Genomic DNA, 24,239 nt, shown 5'->3' with positions numbered 1-24,239 from the left:
ATGAAATTTATAAATACACTTTTTTGTTCACTTATTACTATTACATTGTTTTCTCAGGAAACAATTTTAATACCTGATATTGGTTTGGAAGAAGCTTTAATAGATTTAAATCTTGATTCTAACGGTTTAAACGGAAACATCTTAGTAAGTGATGCTAAATATGTTGTAAATCTTAATATAAATGATCCGTTAAACAATAAAAGTTTACCAAACGTTCATGCTAAAATAAAAGACTTAACAGGTATTGAGCATTTTCCTAATTTAAAGCGTTTAGATTGTAATGGTAATGAAATTACCAAAATTAACCTTACTAAAAACGCAAGTATTACTTTTTTAAACTGTAGTAATAATAAAATTGAGTTTTTAGACTTAAGCAACAATCCTGAACTTACCTCTATTAGTTGCGACAATAACAAACTTATATCGTTAACTTTAGGCGAAAAACCTGTTTTACAGGATTTATATTGTAACAGCAATAAACTTACTTCTCTTGATATTAAAGGTTGTACTGTTTTAGAGAATTTAGATGCCAGTAATAATAAAATAAGTAAGATTTTTATTACAAAAGAAACATACGACAAGTATTCGGACGGCTGGTATAAAGACAGTAAAACTACTTACTCAGAAAATGGTGAAACGGTTACTGTTACTACCTCAGCTGTATCTGTACCTAGCAATACAGAAGCTAACCATACGCAACAATCTCAGCCAACAAAAGCTGAACCGCAAGTTACAACTGAACAACCTAAAGAATCTGCTGCTAATTATTATGAAAAGTTTCAATTATCAGTAGCCGCTGAATATGACAAATTAGTTTTAGATCCGGCTCATTTACAAAGTAAAAAAGACGAAATTCAAAAGAAGTATGATTTAAATCCTGAGCAATTGACTCAATGGATTTCAAAATTCGGAAGTATGTTGAAAGGTCAAAATACCAATTCAACTGCTAAATTTGACGATAGTGCTTCTACCTATTATCGAAGATTTAAACAATCTGCCGTGGAAGAATATGAAAAGTTAGTATTGAATCCTTCATACTTACAGAGTAAAAAAGATGAAATTCAAAAAAAATATAATGTAAATCCTACTCAGTTAACCGAATGGATAAATGAATTTGGAAGTCTTTCTATAAAAAAGGTAGAAGGTAATACAGATACTGCAGCTAATTACTACGAGAATTTTAAACAATTGGTGGTTTCAGAGTATGAAAAGTTAGTGTTGAATATTCCTTATTTACAAAGTAAAAAGGAAATAGTACAAAGAAAATACAATTTAAACTCAGAACAGGTTTATGATTGTATTGCCAAGTACAGCAAGATTAACACAAAATAAGTTGAAAATATATTAAATTAAAAAGCCTCATCTCTTATCGAAATGAGGCTTTACTTTTTAAAATAGTATTTTTTAAGAAGCTGCTTTTAATTTTGTTAAAGCACTCTTTGTAATTTTTGCTTCAGCATATTCTTTATCAACGATAAACTCTTTCTCATCTGTTCCTGGTAGTTCAAACATCGCTTCAGTTAAAATAGCTTCACATAATGAACGTAAACCTCTGGCTCCAAGTTTATATTCAATGGCTTTTTCTACAATAAATTGTAAGGCTTCTTCTGTTACTGAAAACTCAACACCATCCATAGCAAAAAGCTTTACATACTGCTTAATTATAGAGTTTTTAGGTTCAGTTAATATCGCTCTTAATGTTTTAGCATCTAGAGGATTCATGTAACTTAAAACCGGTAAACGACCTATAATTTCCGGTATCAATCCAAAGTTTTTTAAATCTGATGGAATGATATATTGTAGTAAGTTATTTTCATCTATTTTATCTTCATCAATAGAAGCACTATACCCTACTGCTTGCATATTTAATCGTCTACTAATTACTCTATCAATACCAGAAAAAGCGCCTCCGGCAACAAATAAAATATCTTTAGTATTAACTTCTATAAATTTTTGCTCAGGATGTTTTCTTCCACCTTTAGGGGCTACATTAACTAAAGCACCTTCTAATAACTTTAATAAAGCTTGTTGCACTCCTTCTCCGGAAACATCTCTGGTTATAGAAGGATTGTCACCTTTACGGGCAATTTTATCAATTTCATCAATAAAAACAATACCGCGTTCTGCTTTATCTACGTCATAGTCTGCTGCTTGTAGTAAGCGACTTAAAATACTTTCTACATCTTCACCTACATATCCTGCTTGCGTTAAAACTGTTGCATCAACAATGGCAAACGGAACATTTAACATTTTTGCTATAGTACGTGCTATTAATGTTTTTCCGGTTCCTGTATCTCCTACTAAAACAATGTTCGATTTTTCAATTTCTACTTCATTTTCATCATTCTTGTCCTGTAACAATCGTTTGTAATGATTGTATACAGCTACAGACATTGCTTTTTTGGTTTCATCTTGCCCAATAATATATTCATCTAAAAAAGCTTTAATTTCTTTAGGCTTTTTCAACGTTAAATCATTAGACAAAGTACTTGTTTTTGCTTCAGCAATTTCTTCTTCCACTATTCCATGTGCCTGTTCAATACATTTATCACAAATGTGTGCATCTAATCCGGCAATCAATAAATCAGTTTCAGGTTTTTTACGCCCGCAAAAGGAACATTGTAAGTTTTCTTCTTTCGACATCTTATCCGCTTTTAGCCAACTATGAGGCTGTTAAATCTCTTATTTTCTTATTAAAATTTCGTCTACCATTCCATACGCTTTAGCTTCGTCTGCTTTCATCCAATAATCTCTGTCTGAATCTTCATATACTTTTTCAAATGTTTGACCTGAATGATTTGCGATAATTTGATACAACTCATTTTTTAATTTTAAAATCTCACGAGCTGTAATTTCAATATCAGAAGCTTGTCCTTGAGCACCACCTAAAGGTTGGTGAATCATAATACGTGAATGTGGTAAAGCAGAACGTTTTCCGTTTGCTCCGGCACACATTAAAACGGCTCCCATAGATGCTGCCATTCCTGTACAAATAGTAGCTACATCTGGTTTGATAAACTGCATTGTATCATAAATTCCTAAACCGGCATAGACTCCTCCACCTGGTGAATTTATGTATATTGATATATCTTTAGTAGCATCTACACTTTCTAAGAATAATAATTGTGCTTGAATTATATTAGCTACCTGATCATTAACTCCGGTACCTAAAAAGATAATTCTATCCATCATTAAACGAGAAAAAACATCCATTTGAGTAATGTTTAATTGACGTTCTTCCATAATGTATGGCGTTAAGCTACTTGTTATTTTTTCATAGTAAGTACTGCTTATTCCATGGTGCTTGGTTGCATATTTTTCAAACTCTTTTCCGTAATCCATTATTAAAAGTTTTTTGGTTATAAAAATGTAAATATAAGAAGTATTACATTAATATTATAGACGAGTTGATGGCAAAAAAAACCTGAACTCTCGTTCAGGTTCATACTAAATATGTTGTTTTTTATTTTCCGTCTATATTATAAACTTCTTTTATAAACTCTTCGTAAGAAACTTCTTTAGTATCAAACTCCATATTTTCTTTAAAGAAACCTACTAATTTTTGTGATACTAATTGCTCTTGTAAACGACGAGCTTCTTCTTGGTTAGATAAAATTCTTCCCGCGATATCTTCTAACTCTTTTTCTTCAGGGTTAGTGTTTCCAAACTGAGCCATTTGTACTCTGATGAATCCTTTAGCGTACTCTACTAACTCTGTGTAATCGATTTTAATATCGTTATCTTTCATAATCTTTCCTTCGATTAATTGATAACGTAATCCTTTTTCAGATTTTTCGTATTCGCTAGCTGCTTCTTCAGAAGTTAATTCTTTTTCTCCTGCAGTTTGTAACCACTTTTGTAAAAACTCTTTTGGTAAGTCAAATTTTGTATTTTCAACTAAGGCCTCTACAACAGCGTTTAATAATTGTTGGTCTGCTTGTTGTTGGAATTGTTTTTCTGCATCTTCCTTAATTTTATCTTTTAATTCAGTTACAGTTGTTACGCTTCCGTCAGGAAATAATTTATCTAATAACTCTTGATCTAAATCTGCTTTTTCAGTTTTAGCTACTTCTTCAACCGTTAAAGTAACCGTAACATCTAAATCGTGTGCCTCATCATGAGAAACCCCTAAGATATACTGTAATTTATGATCGTCTTCAAAAAGTTTTTTAGTTTCTAACTCAATAACATCACCTACCTTAGCTCCTATTACTTTATTTTCGTTTTTCTTTCCTTTTAAATCACTTACAGAAAAAGTAGATTTTTTATTAATTCCTTTTTCTTCATTAACAAAAGTTCCTGTAATATTAGCATCTTCATCAGCTGCTTCTAATGTAACTAATTTACCGTAACGAGTTTGAATGTTTTCAACTTCTTTATCAATTAATTCATCAGTAGCAACAATATTATACTGTTTTACTTTTTTAGATTTTAAATCTACATCAAACTCCGGAGCTAAACCTAATTCAAATTCGAAAGAAAATTTCTCAGCATCCCAAGAAAAGTTTTCGTTTACTTTTGGTAACGGGTTACCTAAAATATCTAACTTTTCCTCTACCAAGAATTTATTTAATGACTCTTGTAAAAGTTTATTTACCTCATCAATCATTACAGCTTTACCGTACTGCTTTCTTACCATTCCCATTGGAACATGTCCTTTTCTAAATCCTGGAATATTAGCCGTTTTACGGTAACTGTTTAATACTTCTGTTACTTTTTCTTTATAGTCGTCAGCAACAATATCAACTTTTACAATTGCATTTAATGCATCTACACTTTCTTTTGTTATGTTCATCTTAAAATCTGTTTCTTTAAAATCGGGGGCAAAATTACTACTTTTCTTATTGAGAACCAAGACTTTTAGAGATAAGAATTATGACTTTTTTTCACTTATTGCTTTTTAACTCTTATATCCTGAATCTAAGCACCTTGTTTACGCTTTTGTTTCTTCTTCTTTTAATAGTGAAAATAAAAACGATCTAAAAATTGACAGCAACACGCTAAATATAAGTGCTGTAAAAAAACCACTTACTGCAAAACCGTCAACTAATTTATCTGCCAGCATTATAATTAAGGCATTAATTACAAATAAAAACAGCCCTAATGTTACAATAGTTGCCGGCAATGTAAAAAATATTAAAAGTGGTCTTACAAACATATTTAACAATGAAATAGTAAGGGCAACTATTACAGCGGTTACATAATTAGTAACGGCTACTCCCGGTAAAATGTTTGCTAATATGATAACTGCCAATGCCGTTAATAACAGCTTTAAAAAAAATTTCATCTTGTATGTAATTTGTTAGTATTTATGAAAATTTAATTGCTCAATACCTTCTTCTATAATTATACCAAAGTTAAAATACCTGCTTTTTTGGCAGTTATTTTAAAATAATCACCCCAATACCCAGAGTTCTTTTTCTGCCAACTGTTTTAAGTATAACATTTTGATTAAAAGTTATTAAAGGTATCTAATAATTCTATTCTTTTATCGTTTTTAATTTAATTTTAACAAAGTCCCCCTATTATGAAAAAAAAATTAGTATTCTCTGTTTTTCTGTTTCTTATCATAAGCTCTTGTACAAACGAAACGGACACTTTTCCTGAAAACCCTTCTGAGAAAATGCAAGAGTTTGTTATTAGTATTTCTAATTATGCTAAAAAGGTTAAATCTGATTTTATTATTGTTCCTCAAAACGGAATTGAACTGGCTTTTAATCATTTAAAATATACCGGAGGCGTTAATACCATGTATGCAAATGCTATTGACGGTATTGGAATAGAAGCTTTGTTTTATGACAGAGTTGAACTTCCTAAATACGATCGTTTAACCATGTTGCAAAAAATTTCTGAGCGCAAAAAAGTTTTGGTGTCAGATTATATTACCAACAACTCATTAGTTAATGACGTAATTCAAAAAAATACTAACGAGGGGTTTATTTGTTTTCCCAGACTAGATTACAACTACGATTATAAATTTATTCCTGATTTTATTGTAAATGAAAATGTTAATGACATCAACACACTTAGCAACGCTCAAAATTATCTTTACCTTATTAACGGTAATGATTTTTCCAGTAAAGATGATTTTATAAACAACATTGCCAACACCAATTTTGATGTCGTGTTAATTGATTTATTTTTTCATAGTACTGCTTTAACTCCTGAAGATTTAGCAAAGTTAAAGGTTAAGAAAAACGGAGGTAAACGCTTAGTACTATCTTATATCAACATTGGAGCCGCAGAAAAATATCGTTATTACTTTAACCATGAAAATTGGAGTATTAACAATCCGCATTGGCTTGTAAAACCTTATAAAGGATATGAAGATGAAATTTTTGTGAAATTTTGGGCTACCGAATGGCATCAAATTATATATGGAAATAACAATTCTTATATTAAAAAAAGCATTGATGCCGGCTTTGACGGTGCTTATCTTGACAACGTAAAAGCTTATCATTATTTATTTTCTGATGAGTTTTAATATGTTTTAGTAATGCCTTTTTTAATTTTACATACTCAAGCTATTTTAAAATACGACGTGGTTTAAAAATTTAGCAATGGAGATTATTTTATTAAAAAAGCTATTTCAACCTTGGGCAACTGTTTAACATTGGAAAAACTCTTATTATAGTTTAAACTCTTCAGGGCAACTTAAAATTCAGAGTCAAGACTTTATAAACCCTGACTCTGAATTACTTATTTATTCTTTTATAACTTTTTTTGTTACCACCTTATCTTCTATAATTATCCTAACAATGTACACACCCGGCTTAAACTTTGACATATCAATTGTATAATTCAATTGTTTTTCAAATGTTTTTTCTAAGATTAAAATTCCTGCTTGGTCCATTATTTGAATGTCTCCACTTAATAGCTCATTAAATTCTATCTTAACTAAATCTTTAACGGGATTAGGATATACTGTTACTTCTTCTTTTTTATCACAGTATACAATTTTCACCTCTACTTTTAGTACTTCTTTACATCCTTCTTGTTCAATCAATAACGTTATTATTCCGCTGGCATATGATGTCATTAAAGTTGTACCTCCTTGTTGTACTATATTTCCATTATGAAACCATGTTATTTGATACGCTCCAGAGTCAAAACCTTGACCAGCAATACTAATAAGCTCTCCTTTACAAATTTCTCCATTTACACCTAATATCGGTGCAGTATCTGAGCAACAATTAATTATTTTAACACTAGTTATCACTATACCCTTACACTTTTTATAACTTACCTGAACTGTAATGGTACCACTACTAAATGACGTGGTTAATACTGTACCCCCTTGCTGTACTATGTTTCCATTATGAAACCATGTTATATCATAATCATTCGTATCAAATCCTTGACCAGCTATACTGATAAGTTCTCCTTTACAAATTTCTCCATTTACGCCTAAAACAGGTTGCGGGAGTGCATTTAATACTTCTATATAATAATGAGTAAAATTCCCGTTTTCATCTTCTACCACTAATACATATTCACCATATTGATTTGGGGTATAACACTGAGTTGTGCTAACTAAACTCGCTGTCTGAGTTGTTGGATTATTATAATACCAATTATACGTAAAATTACAACCTATAGAAGGTGGACCACACAATTCTTCAAAATTTTCATTACATATATACAGTGTTTCAGGTAGGTATTCACTTATAGTTGGAGTAGTTATATTTTCATACCAAGCTACACGAATTGATGAACTGTATGAACCCAATACATCTACATCGCCATCGCCATCAATATCTCCAGCAGAAACTTTATAAACCGCAAATGCAGTACTATCTATAATTTGTTCCGGTGCAAAACTTCCGCTACAATTAATTTTATTTTCATGCCATAAAATTTCATGTGGTGTAGCTGTTGTATAGCTATATGCAGATACTACATCTAAATCACCATCACCATCTAAGTCAACTAATTTTATATCTCTAAGCCCTGTACCACCATCATAAATAACTTGTTGAGCTCCAAAATTCCCTAAGCCATCTGTATTTTCATACCATGCTATTCGGTTATCGCCATAAGATCCGGACAATACATCATTATCTCCATCACCATCTAAATCAGCAGCAAACACAAACCTAGCCTCACTAGCATTTGTAGTTATGGTTTGTTGTGAACCAAAACTTCCTGTACCATCATTTTTATACCAAGCAATTCGATTATCATTTTTAGATGCAGACAACACATCCATACTACCATCACCATCTATATCAGCAGCATATACATCAACCATATAGTTTGGAGAGGTTATAATTATTTGTTGGGGTCCAAAATTTCCTAAACCATCTAGGTTCTCATACCAAGCTATTCGATTATTTAAAAATGAAGCTGACAATACATCTAAGTCTCCATCGCCATCCATATCGGCTGTAAAAACTTCATTTGCTCCATATTCATTTGGTGCAATTACTTGAAGTGCTCCAAAGGTTCCTAAACCATCCAGATTTTCTAGCCAGTATACATCCCCGCTATTTGATGACGCTGTTATTATGTCCATATCACCATCACCATCTATATCACTCGTATAAATATCTGTCATCCATATTGTTGTACTTACCACATTTTGAGCAACACCGTAATTTCCTAAACCATCTAGGTTTTCAAACCAAAAAAAAGTGTTACTAGAGTTACTACCATAAGATGATATTAAATCGAGGTCTCCATCTCCATCTAAATCAGAAAGATGCGATTCTATTACTGAACTATTACTATTGACTTGAAAAATATCTTGCTCCGGATTAGGAAAGGTTTGGGCAAATGAGGCAGTTACACACAACAACAACAATGTTATGGCACATTTGTGTAAAAAAATAGTAGTTTCTGTTTTCATAATTTATGATTTTTAAAAAGTTAATATTTGAGTATGTTATAGTTGAGTTTAATAATCCATACTTATTAAATCTCCTTTTAATTGAAATCCTCCACAAAACATCCATACTAAGAGCATTGTTACTATAGCAATAAGTTTACTTACTTTCATACTTGGTATAATTTCAATTTTACACCTGTGAAAGTAGACAAGAAAAATAGTGGTAGAAACAGCTATTCTATTTTCGTAGCAGTAGAACAAATAAACGTGATACTTCGTAAAATATCCGTCATATCAATAATTTAGTTATTATTCCAGTTTAAAAACATTTTTAAAAACTGTTCTTTTTTTCTGGAAGATACCGGTATTTTTTTTCCGTTTTTCAGATAAATAATGCCTGATTTATCATATTTATCTATAAATTTTAGGTTGACTATATATGATTGGTGAGTACGTGTAAAATTAACTTTGCAAAGACGTTCTTCAAATTCTTTTATGGTTTTTGAAACCATATACTTTTTATGATTGCTACAATAAAACGTAGTATATCCATTGTCTGATTCACAATAGTGCAACTCATTCAAGTCAATTACCTGAAAACTATCGTGGAGCGATAAAATTAGTGTAGTATCTTCATTACCCCATACCTGCTTAGCTATTTTTACCTGTTGCTTTTGTTTATTTATTGACAGTTGTGCAACTTTTTGTATTGCCATATCAAGTTCATCTATATCTACAGGCTTTAGTAAATAATCAACTGCGCCTATTTTTAAAGCTTTTAACGCATGTTCTTCATAAGCTGTAATGAAAATAACTTTGAAATTAAGATTTTCTGTTTGCTCTAAAAAATCAAAACCTGTACCGTCAGTAAGATTAATATCTAACAATACTAATTCCGGTTTGCATGCATTGGCTACTATAATTGCTTCTTTTACCGACTCACATTCTCCTAATACCGTTATTTCAGTTTCTAAAAGTTGAAGTAAACTACACAATCCTTTTCTGATGTATTCTTTATCTTCTATGATTAATACTTTCATCACTTTGTAATTTTATATATGGAAGTATCAGCGTAACGATAGTTCCTAATTCATTATACTTTTTTCTATCTTCAATAATAACACTCCCTTTTCTTTTAAAATCTTTTGACAGTATTTTTAATCTTTCGGCAGTAATTGTAGTTGATAATGATTTCTTTGTTTGATTTTTACCTTCTTTTATATAATTTACTCCTACTCCGTTATCTTTAATAGCACATACTAAATCTTCATTAACGCAGGTAATTTCAATGTTAATTATTCTGGTACCTGTAAAATTTACAAAGGCATGTTCTACAGCATTTTCAACAAAAGGCTGAATAAGCATTGGAGGAATTTTAAACATCGAAGTATGTATAGTGTTTTTAACTGAAATGGTATAGATCAACCTGTTATTTTCTAAATTTTGAAGAGCTAAATAACTATCAATAGCCACTAATTCCTGAGAAAGCAAGACAACTTTATCTCTTGAATTTTCTAAAATAGTTCTAAGTAGTTTTGAAAATTTAGACACATAGGAAACCGATTTTTTCTCTTCCTTATTCAAAATCATGCCTTGCAAAACAGAAAGCGAATTAAATATAAAATGTGGGGTCATTTGTGAACGTAATAATTTTTGTTCTATCATCACATTTTGTGTTTTCGCTTTTTCATTTCTTAGTCTTAAAATAAAAATTATAGCTCCTAAAATTAAAGAGGTAACTAAAAAGCCTATAACTCCAAGCAATAAATTTCTTTGCGATTTTTTTAAGCTTTGAGAAGTATCCAACACTGTTTTTGTTAGTTTCAATTCACGAATACTGGCAGAGTCTAAAGCTTGTTTGTATTTATATTCGTATTCTAATTGAGTAATCTTTTCAATATTTTCTTTATTAAAAATACTGTCATTGAGTGTTTTGTATTTCTGATGACTTTCAAAAGCTTTTTTGTAATCGCCTATGTTATTATACACTATAGAAAGTAGTTCTGTAATTTCTTTTTGTAGTTGTAGCAGCTTCATGTCAATGGCTATTCCTTGACTTTTTAAGGTATAATCAAGTGCTTTTTGATATTGTTTTTGAGAGTTAAAGCACTTGGCTAGTCCTAAACAGGAACGGCATAAACCGATTTGTGAACCTATTTCTTTATTTACAATTTCAGCTTTTTTAAAGTTTTTTAGAGCTTTCGTTTCTTGATTTACTAAAATTTGAACATCTGCTACATCATTTAAGCTTATACCAATTCCTCTCTTATCATTAATACTTTCACGTATTTGCAAAGCTTTTTGAAATTGTTCCAGCGCATTTACATAGTTCAATTGGGTTTTATAAATACTTCCTTTAACACTTAAGCAGATAGCAATAGTTACTTGGTTATTTTGCTTTTTAGAAACTTCTAAAGCTTTATTTACATAAATTAATGCCTTGTCAATTTTACCTAAATTATGATACACCATTCCTATGTTCAACATTAATCTTTCGGTATAATTAGATAGTCCTAACTTCTCATAAAAACTCACAGCCATATTAAAATTCTCAAGTGCTTTATGGTAATTGCCTTGTTCGCCATATATACTTCCTATGTTTGTATATGCTCTTGCAACTCCCATCGTATCTTTAACTTTAAGCTTTAATTCTTTAGACCTAGTGTAATAATTAATGGCTTCTATATAATTTCCTTGATCTGCATAAATATTACCTATATTATTCAGACTTCCAGCCACACCTTTCAAATCATTTAGTGATTTATCTATAGCAGCAGATTTTTTATAATACACTATCGCGTTGGCAAAATCACTTTGAGCATAATAAGCCACTCCTATACCATTGTTAGCATAAGACTCTCCTCGCCTGTTATTTAACGATTGGTATAATTTAATAGCCTCCTTAAATTTTAGAATACTTTCTTTATAATTAGATTTTATAATTTCTAGTTGTCCTTTATTGTAAACAACATCTGCTTTACCTTTTGGGTAATTCACTTTTTTAGAAATTTTTTCTGCTTCATCAAGTAAAAAACTAGCTTTTTCTATATCTAAATCCTTAATCTCATTACAAAGACTCATTAAAAGATTAACTCTCAAAGAATCTTCTACTTTATATTTTGCTAGTTCAATGGTAAGACTATCTATCTTTTTATTTTGAGCATTTAAAATAATTGTACACAAATAAAAAAGTAATAAAGACAAAAAATGTTTATGAATCGAAATCATAAAGTTGACTGGCTGATTTTTAGTACTGCAAATTGATAAGTGTTAAAGCTACTATTTTTTATAATGAGAGAAAAAACTTCTTTTAAAGAAACCTGCAACATTCATCTAAATCCTTAATAACTTAAAAAAACAATTTTTAATTTTACATACTCAAACCACTCCAAAATACAATAATGGAAGAATATTTAGCTTCTTTTAACCTTTTAACAGCACAAGAAATACGTCATTTTAGTAGCTTAACCAGCTATAAAAAATTTAATAAAGGAGATTATTTTATTAAAGAAGGTGCTATATGTAATGATGTTGCATTTGTTACTTCCGGTATTTTCAGATCTTTTTACCATTCTACTGCCGGTGAAGAAGTAACGTATTGTTTTTTATCTGAAAACTCATTTGTTACCGCATACTCTTCATTTATAAGTCAAACACCCACTACCGAAAACATTGAGGCTATTGTTGCTACCGAAACATTTATAATTTCAAAAGAACATATTCTTCAGCTTGAACAATCAAGTAATAACTGGTTAAAACTTTTCAAATTAATGGCAGAGCAAGAGTATATAAATTTAGAAAAAAGAATTTTTGTGCTACAAAGAGAAAGTGCTGAAAACAGGTATAAAAGTTTACTGCAAACACACCCACATTACCTTAATTCAATACCGTTAAGTTACATAGCTTCTTATTTAGGTATAACTCAAAGACATTTAAGCAGAATTAGAAAAACTGTTTTTTATTAGACAAATGTCCTTTTTAAAACAAGCCTCATTATTGTTCTTTGTCATAAAAAAGTAAACCTTTTTATGAAACAAATTTTAATTATTAACGGGCATCCTGACAACGAAAGTTTTAATCACGCACTTGCTGCTGCCTATAAAAAAGGTGCAGAAGAAACCAACGCACAAATAGAACAAATTAATATTGCTGATTTAAGCTTTAATCCTATTCTTAAATTTGGTTATAGAAAAAGAACTGATTTAGAACCTGATTTAATTGAGGCTTTAGACAAAATTAAAGCAGCAAATCATTTAGTTTGGGTTTTTCCTGTTTGGTGGGCCGGATACCCAGCCATTATGAAAGGATTTATTGACAGAACTTTTTTACCCGGAATTACCTTTCAGCCAATAGAAGGAAAACCTTTTCCTGAAAAATTATTAAAAGGTAAAACTGCTCGATTAATTATTACTTCCGACTCCCCTGCCTGGTATGATTATTTATTTATGAAAAGACCGGCAATTCGCCAATTTAAAAAAGGTACGTTAGAGTTTTGCGGAGTTTCTCCTGTTAAAATCACCTACCTATCTGTAATTAAAAACTCAACTCTTAAAAAAAGAAAAGCATGGTTGCAAAAAGTGTATAAGTTAGGAACTCAGCTTACATAAAATAAACTAATCTTACTTTGTGCTTTTTTGAAAAACCAGCTTATGACCATCTAAACATTCAAAAGAAATTTGAATTTTTCCTAACTTTAATTCATCTAAAATAAGTACTCCATACTGTTGCCCGTTTACAACAAGCGTTTTATTATTTCCATAATTACATGAATTAGCTACTAAAGTATATGTATAAGTTCCTTTTTGTAAAACAGGGCTTTCTACACCGTCTTCGGTTTCAATAGTTATTGTTTGATTTTCAAAATCAAAACTCCATATAATTTGGTTAAGTGCATAGGTAGCAGTTTGGGGTAGTATGGCAGATGGGGTATATTTTACAAGAGAAAAAGATATTTTTTCTGTTGGTACGGTACTGGTATCTGTACAACCATTGGTTAAAAACAAAGCCAACGTTAATAAAATAAAATGTTTCATCTGTACGTGTTTTTTTAGTATAGATACACTGAAAGCTAATTGGTTGCGTTCTTTTTTAGTAAGTATACATTATTAAAAATAAAGAACTCGCCTTCTCTCCTATTTTATCAGAAAAATGAATTGATTTATATTATTTATAAAAGATTATTCTTTTAAAATACGGTCAATTTGAGCAGACAAAGCTTCTCTAACTTCCTTATCTTCTAAAATTAAATCAATTAGGTTAGATTTTATTTGACTGCTTAATCTGATGGCTTGGTATTTAGAGTTAGGTTCTTTAAGTGAATTTTTTAGCTCGTTGGCTAAAAACATTTCACCTTTACCCGTTAATAACCATGTGGGATTAATTTCAGGAAAAGATTGTAGAATTTTGTTTAACACATTGCTCTTAAACGAAGCTTTTCTACGAATAGCCGTACCTATAGAATTGTTAGAAACGTCAATCCTTTCTTCAAAAGACCTTACGTTCAAATTATTATCATTAATAATTTTCTCAACTCTTTTATAAGTATCATCAATAAAATCACTCATCTAAAAACAACTTTTTTCTAAATTATATTTAATTTTGTTTCCTATTTAGAATTTTGTTTGTATATTTGTAAAGCTTTTAGTACAAAACACGTACAAATATAAATTAAAAGTGCTGTCATTTACCAAAAAACAACAATAGTTTTATGATAACACCTATGCAACGAGAAGAATTAGAAAAAATTAAACCACCTAAGTACAGAGAAAAAGTTAAAGAATACCTAACCAAAAATGGCTATAACTTTTCACTAGAAACCATTCAAAAAGTATATTCAGGCAAGCGGAATAACTTAATTGTTGCCAAAGCCATTATTACCGTTTTTAATAGCTATATGAAAGAAAGGCAGCACATAAACTCACAAATTAACACAATTATTACTCAAATACATAAAGATATCCCTTGAGTACATCTATCCCTTAAGTTTAGCAGATTATTTGGAGGGGCACCTACGGGGTAGATAACATTTTGTTTCTGCCTCGTTTTTTTAAACTAACAAAATTCTACATTTAAACAACACCCCTGTTTTTAACAAGCTATTAGTAATTGTATTGGCTAAGCTGCTTTATGTTTACATCTCAATTAAACTATGGCTCCCTTTTGGATTAAACCACAAAAAGCACCCCAACAACACCTCATACAAGAGTACACAAACATTTACTTACTGTATAAGCTGGTTTTTTTATGAGGAATATCAATAGGGAAAAAAATGTATAGACGTAACCTTTAAAAATTCTTGTTTCACCAAACAATTTAGCCGGATGAACTTATTTACGCCAGAATGTATTAGCGATTCCGCTTAATGGAATTGCATACATAAGATTGTATCAGCGATACTGCCTGATGGAATTGTATATACTGGATTGTATTAGCGATTCCGCCTAATGGAATTATATACACAAGATTGTAGTAGCGATTCCGCCTAATGGAATTATATACACTAGAATGTATGAACAATGCTGCCCAATGGATTTTTCAAGAAATTTTAAGAGGCTGTTGTGTTTTACTCTGTGTATTTCTTATAAAAAACTAATAACCTCTTTAAAAAAATCATTCGGGTTTTCAGCATGTAGCCAATGCCCGGCGTTTGCAATGGTTTTTATTGTTGAGTTAGGAAAATGGGCTTTAATCAGAGGTACTTCATCATCTGTTATATAGTGTGATTTTTCTCCTGATAAAAACAATGTTTCTCCTTCAAAAACGGTAAATGACGGAAGTGCTACCCCAACTTCTTTGTTGTTTTCTGTTAATGATTTTAAATTGAAACGAAATGCCAATACGCCTTTTTCTTTCCAATACAGGCTTTTTAACAAAAACTGTCTAACACCTGCTTCCGGAATAAGCTCTGCCATTTTAGCATCAACCAAACCTCTTGTATTTTGTACAGAAAAATCTACAGAATTTAAAGCGGCTAAAATTTCATGGTGATGCGGCGGGTATTCTTTAGGAGAAATATCTGCAATAATTAACTTATCTATCAATTCAGGATATTCTACGGCAAACAGCATAGCAGTTTTACCTCCCATAGAATGCCCTAATATATGAGGTTTTACAACATGATGGTATTGAATATAGGCATGTAAATCTTGTACTAACAGTTCATAATCAAAAGCATCTGTATGAAAACTTCTTCCATGATTTCTTTGATCAATTAAATGTACTTCAAAACCTTTTTCAGCAAATTGGTTGGCGTGTGTTTTCCAATTATCACCCATACCAAAGTACCCGTGCAGTATTAACAAAGGTTTACCCTCTCCAACAATTTTAGAATGTAAAACGTCCATAAAATATTAACCTTTCAATTTGTGTAAATACATAGAAACTACATTTTGAATTCCTAAGTAAATACTTTCAGAAATAAGAGCATGCCCTATAGATACTTCTGCTAAGTTGGGTATGTTTTGTTTAAAAAACTGTATATTTTCTAAGCTTAAATCATGGCCGGCATTAATTCCTAACCCTAACTCATGTGCTAAAATTGCAGCTTCTGTATAAGGCTTTATAGCTTCTTTGTTTCCTCTTTCAAACTCTGTTGCAAAATTTTCTGTGTACAGCTCAATTCTATCAGTTCCGGTTTTAGCAGCCGCTTCAATTAACTTTAAATCTGTATCAATAAAAATAGAGGTACGTATGCCGGCTCTTTTAAATTCGGCAATAACTTCTTGCAAATATGATTGATGTACAACGGTATTCCATCCGGCATTAGAGGTTAACACATCATCACCGTCCGGTACTAAAGTTACTTGAGTCGGTTTAATATCCAATACTAAATCCATAAACTTTTTAATAGGATTTCCTTCAATATTGTACTCAGTAGTTACCACAGGTTTTAAGTCGTAAGCATCCTGATAACGTATATGGCGTTCATCAGGTCTTGGATGAATAGTAACTCCCTCTGCTCCAAACTCCTGCACATCTTTAGCTACTTGTAATAAATTAGGAACATTCCCTCCTCTTGAGTTACGTAACGTAGCTATTTTATTTATATTTACACTTAACTTTGTCATTAGTAAATTTGCTTTTAAAAAAAATTAAAGCTTATTATATAAGGGCAAAAGTAATTCATTAAATCATTTTAACCTATATTCGTGCCAATGAATATTAACGATTTTATACTTAACGAAATTAAAGAGCTAAGTTTAGAACACACTGTTGGATGCGCTCAAAAATTGTGTAAAGATTTGCCTATTACGCATATTCCTGTAGTTAAAAATAAAAAACTTGTAGGTTGCCTTCCGGAAAGTGATATACAAACTTTAGATGATAAAGAAGCTTTGTTAAAGGATTATGATTATTTATTAGATCATTTTTATACCAGTGAAAAAGCTACCTTATTAGATTTAGTATCCTTATTTGCTGATAATGACACTAATTTAATTCCTGTTTTAGATAAAGACCTTAATTATATTGGGTATTACGAATTAGGAGATATTCTGGATGTTTTTGCTGATAGCCCGTTTTTACATTTAAACAGTGAAACGCTAATCATTGAAAAAAATAAAAATGATTATTCAATGAGCCAAATATCACAAATTGTTGAAAGTAATAAAGGAAAACTTTTAGGAATGTATATTTCTTATGAAAGTCAAGAAACAATTCAAATAACCTTAAAAGTTTCAACAGAAATAATTAATGATATTATTCAAACTTTCAGAAGGTATGATTATACCGTGATTACTCAGCATGAAGACGATTCTTATTTAGAAGAACTTAAAGACAGAGCCCGATACTTACGTAAGTATTTGGACATGTAATTAAACATATATCTTCTAAAACCTAAACAAGAACTTATATTTTGAAAAAAGTAGCTATATACGGACAATCATATACCATTTCTGCAGAGAAAGAAATAAAAATTTTACTCTCTATTTTACAAAAACATAATATTGTAGCTTTTTTTGAAAAAGACTTCTACAATTTATTAGTAGAGCAAAAAACATTAGATAAAAAATACCCTACCTTTTCTCATTTTAATGATCTTTCCAACTCGTTTGATTTGTTATTTACAATGGGGGGTGACGGAACTTTTTTACGTGCAGTAACTTATATACGTAATTTAGACATTCCAATAATGGGTATTAACACCGGAAGGCTTGGTTTTTTAGCTACCGTGCAAAAAAATCAAATTGAAGAAGCTATAGAACTTTTATTAAAAAAAGAATATACAATTCAGGAAAGAACCTTGCTTCAAATTTCTACAGACCCGGAAACCGAAGAGTTTTCTGAGCTTAATTTTGCCTTAAATGAAATTACAATAGCTCGTAGAAATACCACCTCTATGATAGGTGTTAAAACATTTTTAGACCACGAATATTTAACTAACTATTGGGCAGATGGGCTTATTATTGCCACTCCAACCGGTTCAACCGGATATTCGTTAAGTTGTGACGGTCCGGTAATATTACCCAACTCAAAAAGTTTAATAGTTACCCCTATAGCTCCGCATAACTTAAATGCCAGGCCCATGGTTATACCTGATGATATTTCTATACAGTTAGAAGTTAGCTCAAGAGAAAAAGACTTTATAATTACCTTAGATTCTAGAATTGCTACTGTAAATTTAGATACCAAAATACTTATTAAAAAAGCGCCTTTTACCATAAAAAGTATTATGCCTAAAAACCAATCTTACCTAAGAACTCTTAGAAGTAAGTTATTATGGGGTGAAGACACAAGAAATGAAGCGTTATAAAAACATTAATCACAATAAATTGACAAAAAAAAAGTTAATCAAAAAAGACAAATTATTAACTTTTTAAAGCAAATTCAAATCGCTATATTTGCACGCTATTTTTACAATGAAAAAACAAGTTTTATTCATATTATTCGCAGTTGTATCAGCTATTTCACTAGCTCAAAGCCATGAAATAGGTTTATTTATAGGGGGTTCTAACTTTGTTGGAGACATAGGAAGAACCAATTATATGTATCCTAACAGGTTTGCCGGTGGATTAATTTATAAGTACAATATTAATCCTAGAATTGCTTTAAGAGGTACCTATACATATATTCCGGTAGCCGGTGCTGATGCAAACTCAGAAAGCCCCTATAACCAATCTCAAGGCAGAAGTTTTTCAAATATTATTCATGAATTTGCTGCCGGAGCAGAATTTAATTTTTACAGTTATAATATAAGTGATTATAAAACTACCTATACACCTTATATATTTACTGAAATAGCAGCTTTTAATTACAAAAGCCCAACAGATTTAGTTTCAGGTAATACTGTACGTTTACAAAACAACTTTTCATACGCAATACCTTTTGGGGTAGGTATAAAAGGATTACTTTTTAATAATTTAGCCATCGCTGTTGAAATAGGAGCCAGATATACATTTGTTGATGATATAGATTATAGCACTTCTAAAATTAGCAACTTAGACTTTGGTGGTAACGGAAATGATTGGTATGCCTTTTCAGGTATTTCAATTGTTTATACCTTTGGAAGGCCACAATGTTATAGTGGATTAACGGAATAACACATATGGAAGAAAAACTACGAAGCATTAATTTACATAAGATACCAAATCATATAGCCATTATTATGGATGGTAACGGTAGATGGGCAAAAGGTAAAGGAATGCAACGTGTTTTTGGGCATAGAAACGCCCTTACCGCTATTAGAGAAACTGCAGATACCGCCTCTGAACTTGGTGTACAATACTTAACCATGTACGCTTTTTCAACCGAAAATTGGAGCCGTCCTAAACTAGAGGTTAACGCCCTTATGAATCTTCTTATCTCTACCTTAAAAAAAGAACTCCCTGAGTTTATGAGAAAAGATGTTAGAGTAAATTCTATTGGTAACGTTAGCCAACTTCCTAAAAGTGCTCAAAAAGTACTGTCGGACGTTATTGAAAAAACAAAAAATAATAAGAAAATTACATTAACATTTGCCCTTAGCTACGGGGCAAGAGAAGAAATTGTTAATGCTATTAAAAATATATCTGAAAAAGTTGTTAATAATGAAATAGATATTGAAAAAATTAACGATAAAATTATAAATAATCATTTATATACATTTAATTTGCCTGACGTTGATTTGATGATACGTACAAGTGGGGAACAAAGAATTAGTAATTTTTTACTATGGCAGGCGGCTTATGCAGAACTCTATTTTACAGATGTGCTATGGCCGGATTTTAGAAAGGAAGATCTTTTTGATGCCATATTAGATTATCAAAACAGGGAAAGACGATTTGGAAAAACAAGTGAACAGATTGACAACAATGAATAAAAATTCATTTTTAATTGCACTATTTGTTACTGCTTTTGTAACTATGAGTTCTAAAGCGCAAGAAATAGTTAAAGATAGTACCAAAACAAGTAACATTATTCACTACGAAAAAGGAAAAGAATACATTTTAGGAGGAATAACCGTTACCGGGCTTCAAAAATTTAGTGAACAAACTGTTAGAATTTATACCGGTTTAGTTAACGGACAACCCGTAAGACTTCCCGGTGATAAACTTACCAGTGCTATTAAAAAATTATATGAAAGTAAACAATTTAGTGAGGTAGATGTATACCTTTCTAAATTAGATGGAGATACCGTATATCTTCAATTTGATGTTACTGAGTTACCTCAACTTTCAAATATTACCATTTCAGGGGTTAGTAAATCTAAAGTAAAAGATTTAATAAAAGAAACTGAACTAAAAAGAGGAGTTATGGTTACCGATAACTTAATTGTAACAACTCGTAACTATATTAAGAAAAAATATACTGACAAAGGATACTTAAAAACCAAAGTAACTGTTGATACTAAAAAAGATACTTCTGATGTTAACACCGTTAGCATGAGTGTTTTTATTGACAGAGGTAAGCGTATCAAAATTAAAGAAATTAATTTTGTTGGTAATAAAGCATTATCAAGCTCTGCGTTAAGAGGAGCTATGAAAAACACAAAACGTAAATTCTTAGGACGTTTCTGGAAATCATCTAAATATATCTTAGAAGACTATAAAAAAGATCTTGAAAGTATTCTTGAAAAATATAGTGAAAAAGGATATAGAGATGCTCGTATTTTATCAGACAAAGTTACTTGGAATGACGATAATACGATTAACCTAGAAATTGCTCTTGAAGAAGGAAGACAATACAGATTTGCTGAAATTCTTTTTGTTGGAAACAAAACATATACAGACGAGCAATTGCATGCCTTACTACGTATTGATAAAGGAGATGTATATAACGGAAAAGTATTAAAAGAAAGAATTTCCGGAGACGGAACTCCAACTTCACAAGACATTCAAACACTTTACCATAATAACGGATTCCTGTTTTCACAAGTAAATGCTGTTGAAACAAAGGTAAAAAATGACTCTATTACGGTTGAAGTTCGTATTAGAGAAGATGAGCAGGCAACTATTAAAAAAGTAACGGTAACAGGAAACGACAAAACAAATGACCATGTAATTTACAGAGAATTACGTGTTAAACCAGGTGATTTGTTTAGTAGACAAAATATTATTAGATCTATTCGTGAAATAGGTCAGTTAGGATTTTTTGACACCAACGTAACTCCGGATGTTAAACCTAACTATCAAGATAAAACAGCAGATATTGATTTTTCTGTGGTTGAAAAAGGTGGTAGCCAAATAGAATTACAAGGTGGTTACGGTGGAGGATCTTTCATTGGTACCTTAGGTTTATCATTTAACAACTTTTCTATTCGTAACATCTTTAATAAAGATGCCTACAAGCCATTACCAATGGGAGACGGGCAAAGCCTTTCATTACGTTTACAAGCCAGTAGAACTTATAGTACGTATAGTTTCTCATTTACTGAGCCTTGGTTAGGAGGTAAAACACCGCAATCATTATCATTCTCTGTATATAAATCAGACCAATACCGTTTTGATTTCAGAACTAATACCGTTAACAGAGACGAAAGTTTAAGTATTATCGGGGCTCAAATAGGATTAGGTAAGCGTTTAAGATGGCCTGATGATTACTTCTCATTATCTCAGTCTATCAGTTTTCAACGAATTGAGTTACAAAATTATGGTTACCGTGTAGGTTCTTCAAATGCTGTTTTAAGTCAAGGAGACTTAAACAACCTTGCTTACTCTGTTGCTTTAAGCCGTAACTCTGCAGGACCAAGTTTAATTTTCCCAACCTATGGTTCTGAGTTTACCCTTAGAGCAAAAGCAACATTACCATACTCTTTATTAAATGGTAAAGATTATAGAAGACCTTCAGACTTATTATCTGGCTCACCTGAAGAGCAAGTTTATTATGCAGATAAGTATAAGTGGTTAGAGTATTATAAAATTTCTGCTAAAGGTAAATGGTATACAGAGTTAGCTAAAAAACTAGTTTTAATGTCTAACTTTGAAATTGGTTACTTAGGAAAATATAACAATCAGTTAGGATTAACACCGGTTGAACGTTACTTTGTTGGAGGTGATGGTATTGCTCAAGGGCAGTTAGATGGTAGAGAAACTATTGGTTTAAGAGGATATGAAAACAATAGAATATCATCTATTGACGGAGGTTCAATCTATAATAAATTCCAATTAGAATTACGCTATTCTATTACAGATAAGCCTTCTGCTTCTATTTATACTTTAGGATTTTTAGAAGCCGGTAATTCTTATGACAATTTTAGCAACTTTAATCCGTTTAGATTAAAACGTTCAGCAGGAGTAGGTGTGCGTATATTCATGCCTGCTTTTGGGTTATTAGGTATAGACTTTGCTCATGGTTTTGATCCGTTACCTGGATTTGAGAATAGTATTGACCCTACTAAATCAGGCTGGCAAACACATTTTATTATTGGAAGACAGTTCTAAAACCTTACATTTGTAATGTGTCTGGTTTTTTGGCACGGTTTTTTCTAAACACATTATACAAGATGAAAAAAAACATTTTATCAATCGTTCTTTTACTTTTAGTAAGCGTATCTTTTGCACAAAAAAGTCAACGTATAGCGTATATTGACATGGATTATATTCTTCAAAATATTCCTGAATATCTAGAAGCTCAAAATGCCTTAAACGCTAAAGTTGAAAAGTGGAAAAAACAATTAGATAAAGAAGCGCGTAGTATAGAAGTTTTAAAAACTGATTTGGCCAACGAAAAAGCTATACTTACCAAAGATCTGATTGATGAACGTGAAGAAGATATTAGAGTAAAACAAGAAGCATTAAGAAGACTTGAATCGTTATACTTTGGTCCTAGAGGTGATATGTTTAATTTAAGAAAGCAGTTAATTCAACCGGTACAAGACCAAGTATACAACGCAATACAAGACATTGCATCGAGAAAAAAGTATGATTTTGTTTTTGACAAATCTTCTGATTTAGTAATGTTGTATTCTAATAAAAAACACGATATTAGCGACCTTGTTGTAAAGTTGATAACTATAGATCAAAAACAACAAGCTAAAAAAGATAAGATTGCTGCTAAAAAAGAATTATTGAAAGATGGAGGGTTAACAGAGCAACAACAAGAGCTACAGGCTAAAAAAGAAGAGTTAAAACAACAAAAAATCTCTGAAAGAGAAGCCAGAATAAAACAAATTGAAGAAAAAAGACAAGCTCGTTTGAAAGCTCAGGCTGAAAAGAGAAGATTATTAAAAGAAAAAAGAGATGCCCTAAAAAAGGCACAAGAAGACAAAAAAGCAGAAGACAATAAAGAGTCAGAAGAAAACAAATAAATCAAGAATAAAGACAATAATTAAATCAAAACAACAGAAATGAAACATTTAAAAAAGTTATTATTAGTTGCAATTTTTACAGTTGGATTAGGTGGTGTTGCTAACGCACAAAAAAATGCACATATTAACACTGATAAATTATTAGCTGACATGCCTGATACTAAAGCAATGAAGGCAGAGTTAGAAAAGTTAAGCAAAACTTACCGTGACGATATTGAAGCAATGTATAAGAAGTTAGAAGCTAAGATTAAAAAATACGAAGCTGAAGGTAAAAGCCAAACTCAAGAAGAAAACCAAAAAAGAGCTGTAGAAGTTCAACAAGATAGAGCTAAAATTAGTCAAGCTGAACAAACTGCTGCACAAGAAATGCAAAAGAAATACCAAGAAAAAACACTTCCTATTTTAAAGAAAGCTGAAGATGCTATTAAAGCTGTAGCTTCTGAAAAAGGAATTATCTATGTTTTTGATGCTGCTCCAGGTAAAGGATTAATCGTTTATGACAAAGGAGAAGATATTTACAATGCAGTAAAAACTAAATTAGGTTTCTAATAGTTTGTAATGATAATATATAAAAAACCTGCTTTTTAATAGAGCAGGTTTTTTATTTTTGTAATTGTCCCGTCCTGAAATAGCGTTACACTAAAAATTAAGTGTCATGAAAAACAAACATGTAAAACGTACTCAAAAAGA

23 protein-coding genes are annotated in these 24,239 nt (G+C 31.0%); 12 read left to right on the top strand and 11 right to left on the bottom strand.

Translation table 11 applies throughout. The features are described 5' to 3' along the window. Positions 1–1,332: a leucine-rich repeat domain-containing protein gene (locus tag ACQY1Q_RS14490; protein WP_431006040.1), complete on the top strand. Its 1,332-nt coding sequence runs from the start codon at positions 1–3 to the stop codon at positions 1,330–1,332. Positions 1,333–1,404: 72 nt separating this feature from the next. On the opposite strand, the gene clpX is transcribed toward ACQY1Q_RS14490, so the two are convergent. The 4 genes from clpX to ACQY1Q_RS14470 form a co-directional block, all read right to left on the bottom strand. Continuing rightward, the gene (clpX, locus tag ACQY1Q_RS14485; RefSeq protein ID WP_431006039.1) at positions 1,405–2,643 is read right to left on the bottom strand and encodes an ATP-dependent Clp protease ATP-binding subunit ClpX; all 1,239 of its coding nucleotides are present in this window, start codon (positions 2,641–2,643) and stop codon (positions 1,405–1,407) included. A gap of 39 nt (positions 2,644–2,682) precedes the next feature. After that, entirely contained in the window at positions 2,683–3,342 is a 660-nt protein-coding gene (clpP, locus tag ACQY1Q_RS14480) for an ATP-dependent Clp endopeptidase proteolytic subunit ClpP (RefSeq protein WP_431006038.1), read from the bottom strand. Positions 3,343–3,463: 121 nt separating this feature from the next. Continuing rightward, complete coding sequence (gene tig / locus ACQY1Q_RS14475; RefSeq protein ID WP_431006037.1) at positions 3,464–4,795, bottom strand: trigger factor; 1,332 nt, start codon at positions 4,793–4,795, stop codon at positions 3,464–3,466. Positions 4,796–4,933: 138 nt separating this feature from the next. Then, complete coding sequence (locus ACQY1Q_RS14470) at positions 4,934–5,287, bottom strand: phage holin family protein (protein WP_431006036.1); 354 nt, start codon at positions 5,285–5,287, stop codon at positions 4,934–4,936. Between the two features lie 240 nt (positions 5,288–5,527). On the opposite strand from ACQY1Q_RS14470, the gene ACQY1Q_RS14465 reads away from it, so the two are divergent. Next, positions 5,528–6,484: an endo alpha-1,4 polygalactosaminidase gene (locus ACQY1Q_RS14465; RefSeq protein ID WP_431006035.1), complete on the top strand. Its 957-nt coding sequence runs from the start codon at positions 5,528–5,530 to the stop codon at positions 6,482–6,484. A gap of 219 nt (positions 6,485–6,703) precedes the next feature. On the opposite strand, the gene ACQY1Q_RS14460 is transcribed toward ACQY1Q_RS14465, so the two are convergent. From ACQY1Q_RS14460 to ACQY1Q_RS14450, 3 genes are all read right to left on the bottom strand, one after another. After that, entirely contained in the window at positions 6,704–8,848 is a 2,145-nt protein-coding gene (locus tag ACQY1Q_RS14460) for a T9SS type A sorting domain-containing protein (protein ID WP_431006034.1), read from the bottom strand. A 281-nt stretch (positions 8,849–9,129) separates the two neighbouring features. Continuing rightward, complete coding sequence (locus ACQY1Q_RS14455; protein WP_431006033.1) at positions 9,130–9,867, bottom strand: LytR/AlgR family response regulator transcription factor; 738 nt, start codon at positions 9,865–9,867, stop codon at positions 9,130–9,132. Beyond that, positions 9,842–12,010 (bottom strand): tetratricopeptide repeat-containing sensor histidine kinase, encoded by a 2,169-nt coding sequence (locus ACQY1Q_RS14450; protein WP_431006032.1) that lies wholly within the window; start codon positions 12,008–12,010, stop codon positions 9,842–9,844. Before ACQY1Q_RS14450 ends, ACQY1Q_RS14455 begins: the two co-directional genes overlap by 26 nt. Positions 12,011–12,228: 218 nt before the next feature. Here ACQY1Q_RS14450 and ACQY1Q_RS14445 point away from each other — a divergent pair, with 218 nt between their 5' ends. Together ACQY1Q_RS14445 and ACQY1Q_RS14440 are read left to right on the top strand one after the other, a co-directional pair. Further along, positions 12,229–12,792 carry a Crp/Fnr family transcriptional regulator gene (locus tag ACQY1Q_RS14445; RefSeq protein ID WP_431006031.1) on the top strand — a complete coding sequence of 188 codons (564 nt, stop codon included), beginning with the start codon at positions 12,229–12,231 and terminating at the stop codon, positions 12,790–12,792. A 63-nt stretch (positions 12,793–12,855) separates the two neighbouring features. Beyond that, positions 12,856–13,434, top strand: a complete 579-nt coding sequence (locus ACQY1Q_RS14440) for an NAD(P)H-dependent oxidoreductase (RefSeq protein ID WP_431006030.1) — start codon at positions 12,856–12,858, stop codon at positions 13,432–13,434. 12 nt (positions 13,435–13,446) lie between these two features. Here the strand turns inward: ACQY1Q_RS14440 and ACQY1Q_RS14435 are convergent, their stop codons facing one another. After that, complete coding sequence (locus ACQY1Q_RS14435) at positions 13,447–13,860, bottom strand: hypothetical protein (protein ID WP_431006029.1); 414 nt, start codon at positions 13,858–13,860, stop codon at positions 13,447–13,449. 144 nt (positions 13,861–14,004) lie between these two features. Further along, the gene (locus tag ACQY1Q_RS14430; RefSeq protein WP_431006028.1) at positions 14,005–14,391 is read right to left on the bottom strand and encodes a hypothetical protein; all 387 of its coding nucleotides are present in this window, start codon (positions 14,389–14,391) and stop codon (positions 14,005–14,007) included. A gap of 143 nt (positions 14,392–14,534) precedes the next feature. Between ACQY1Q_RS14430 and ACQY1Q_RS14425 the strand changes: the two genes are divergently transcribed. Further along, positions 14,535–14,792, top strand: coding sequence for a hypothetical protein (locus ACQY1Q_RS14425; protein WP_431006027.1), 258 nt, complete (start codon positions 14,535–14,537; stop codon positions 14,790–14,792). Between the two features lie 613 nt (positions 14,793–15,405). On the opposite strand, the gene ACQY1Q_RS14420 is transcribed toward ACQY1Q_RS14425, so the two are convergent. Together ACQY1Q_RS14420 and ACQY1Q_RS14415 are read right to left on the bottom strand one after the other, a co-directional pair. Next, positions 15,406–16,170 (bottom strand): alpha/beta fold hydrolase, encoded by a 765-nt coding sequence (locus ACQY1Q_RS14420; RefSeq protein WP_431006026.1) that lies wholly within the window; start codon positions 16,168–16,170, stop codon positions 15,406–15,408. 6 nt (positions 16,171–16,176) lie between these two features. After that, positions 16,177–16,893, bottom strand: coding sequence for a pyridoxine 5'-phosphate synthase (locus ACQY1Q_RS14415; protein ID WP_431006025.1), 717 nt, complete (start codon positions 16,891–16,893; stop codon positions 16,177–16,179). 87 nt (positions 16,894–16,980) lie between these two features. Between ACQY1Q_RS14415 and ACQY1Q_RS14410 the strand changes: the two genes are divergently transcribed. The 7 genes from ACQY1Q_RS14410 (at position 16,981) to ACQY1Q_RS14380 (ending at position 24,098) form a co-directional block, all read left to right on the top strand. Further along, positions 16,981–17,640, top strand: a complete 660-nt coding sequence (locus ACQY1Q_RS14410; protein WP_431006024.1) for a CBS domain-containing protein — start codon at positions 16,981–16,983, stop codon at positions 17,638–17,640. A gap of 41 nt (positions 17,641–17,681) precedes the next feature. Continuing rightward, positions 17,682–18,578: an NAD kinase gene (locus ACQY1Q_RS14405; RefSeq protein ID WP_431006023.1), complete on the top strand. Its 897-nt coding sequence runs from the start codon at positions 17,682–17,684 to the stop codon at positions 18,576–18,578. 106 nt (positions 18,579–18,684) lie between these two features. Beyond that, positions 18,685–19,365 (top strand): DUF6089 family protein, encoded by a 681-nt coding sequence (locus ACQY1Q_RS14400; RefSeq protein ID WP_431006022.1) that lies wholly within the window; start codon positions 18,685–18,687, stop codon positions 19,363–19,365. 5 nt (positions 19,366–19,370) lie between these two features. After that, positions 19,371–20,123, top strand: a complete 753-nt coding sequence (locus ACQY1Q_RS14395) for an isoprenyl transferase (protein WP_431006021.1) — start codon at positions 19,371–19,373, stop codon at positions 20,121–20,123. Continuing rightward, the gene (gene bamA / locus ACQY1Q_RS14390; protein ID WP_431006020.1) at positions 20,116–22,683 is read left to right on the top strand and encodes an outer membrane protein assembly factor BamA; all 2,568 of its coding nucleotides are present in this window, start codon (positions 20,116–20,118) and stop codon (positions 22,681–22,683) included. The genes ACQY1Q_RS14395 and bamA overlap by 8 nt, the downstream gene beginning before the upstream one ends. Positions 22,684–22,745: 62 nt before the next feature. Continuing rightward, the gene (locus tag ACQY1Q_RS14385) at positions 22,746–23,549 is read left to right on the top strand and encodes an OmpH family outer membrane protein (RefSeq protein WP_431006019.1); all 804 of its coding nucleotides are present in this window, start codon (positions 22,746–22,748) and stop codon (positions 23,547–23,549) included. A 39-nt stretch (positions 23,550–23,588) separates the two neighbouring features. Continuing rightward, the gene (locus tag ACQY1Q_RS14380) at positions 23,589–24,098 is read left to right on the top strand and encodes an OmpH family outer membrane protein (RefSeq protein ID WP_431006018.1); all 510 of its coding nucleotides are present in this window, start codon (positions 23,589–23,591) and stop codon (positions 24,096–24,098) included. Positions 24,099–24,239 lie beyond the last annotated feature (141 nt).

The sequence above is a fragment of the Tenacibaculum sp. TC6 genome (assembly GCF_050606265.1).
GTDB lineage: Bacteria > Bacteroidota > Bacteroidia > Flavobacteriales > Flavobacteriaceae > Polaribacter.
This window is presented reverse-complemented; position numbering and strand designations above follow the sequence as displayed.

Excerpts from the sequence above, each read along its gene's own strand:
- bamA (WP_431006020.1), top strand. The coding sequence starts at position 20,116 with ATGAATAAAAATTCATTTTTAATTGCACTATTTGTTACTGCTTTTGTA.
- ACQY1Q_RS14460 (WP_431006034.1), bottom strand. The coding sequence starts at position 8,848 with ATGAAAACAGAAACTACTATTTTTTTACACAAATGTGCCATAACATTG.
- clpP (WP_431006038.1), bottom strand. The coding sequence starts at position 3,342 with ATGGATTACGGAAAAGAGTTTGAAAAATATGCAACCAAGCACCATGGA.
- ACQY1Q_RS14445 (WP_431006031.1), top strand. The coding sequence starts at position 12,229 with ATGGAAGAATATTTAGCTTCTTTTAACCTTTTAACAGCACAAGAAATA.
- ACQY1Q_RS14435 (WP_431006029.1), bottom strand. The coding sequence starts at position 13,860 with ATGAAACATTTTATTTTATTAACGTTGGCTTTGTTTTTAACCAATGGT.
- ACQY1Q_RS14440 (WP_431006030.1), top strand. The coding sequence starts at position 12,856 with ATGAAACAAATTTTAATTATTAACGGGCATCCTGACAACGAAAGTTTT.
- tig (WP_431006037.1), bottom strand. The coding sequence starts at position 4,795 with ATGAACATAACAAAAGAAAGTGTAGATGCATTAAATGCAATTGTAAAA.
- ACQY1Q_RS14455 (WP_431006033.1), bottom strand. The coding sequence starts at position 9,867 with ATGAAAGTATTAATCATAGAAGATAAAGAATACATCAGAAAAGGATTG.
- ACQY1Q_RS14380 (WP_431006018.1), top strand. The coding sequence starts at position 23,589 with ATGAAACATTTAAAAAAGTTATTATTAGTTGCAATTTTTACAGTTGGA.
- ACQY1Q_RS14470 (WP_431006036.1), bottom strand. The coding sequence starts at position 5,287 with ATGAAATTTTTTTTAAAGCTGTTATTAACGGCATTGGCAGTTATCATA.
- ACQY1Q_RS14430 (WP_431006028.1), bottom strand. The coding sequence starts at position 14,391 with ATGAGTGATTTTATTGATGATACTTATAAAAGAGTTGAGAAAATTATT.
- ACQY1Q_RS14420 (WP_431006026.1), bottom strand. The coding sequence starts at position 16,170 with ATGGACGTTTTACATTCTAAAATTGTTGGAGAGGGTAAACCTTTGTTA.
- ACQY1Q_RS14385 (WP_431006019.1), top strand. The coding sequence starts at position 22,746 with ATGAAAAAAAACATTTTATCAATCGTTCTTTTACTTTTAGTAAGCGTA.
- ACQY1Q_RS14400 (WP_431006022.1), top strand. The coding sequence starts at position 18,685 with ATGAAAAAACAAGTTTTATTCATATTATTCGCAGTTGTATCAGCTATT.
- ACQY1Q_RS14490 (WP_431006040.1), top strand. The coding sequence starts at position 1 with ATGAAATTTATAAATACACTTTTTTGTTCACTTATTACTATTACATTG.
- ACQY1Q_RS14410 (WP_431006024.1), top strand. The coding sequence starts at position 16,981 with ATGAATATTAACGATTTTATACTTAACGAAATTAAAGAGCTAAGTTTA.
- ACQY1Q_RS14415 (WP_431006025.1), bottom strand. The coding sequence starts at position 16,893 with ATGACAAAGTTAAGTGTAAATATAAATAAAATAGCTACGTTACGTAAC.
- ACQY1Q_RS14425 (WP_431006027.1), top strand. The coding sequence starts at position 14,535 with ATGATAACACCTATGCAACGAGAAGAATTAGAAAAAATTAAACCACCT.
- clpX (WP_431006039.1), bottom strand. The coding sequence starts at position 2,643 with ATGTCGAAAGAAGAAAACTTACAATGTTCCTTTTGCGGGCGTAAAAAA.
- ACQY1Q_RS14465 (WP_431006035.1), top strand. The coding sequence starts at position 5,528 with ATGAAAAAAAAATTAGTATTCTCTGTTTTTCTGTTTCTTATCATAAGC.
- ACQY1Q_RS14395 (WP_431006021.1), top strand. The coding sequence starts at position 19,371 with ATGGAAGAAAAACTACGAAGCATTAATTTACATAAGATACCAAATCAT.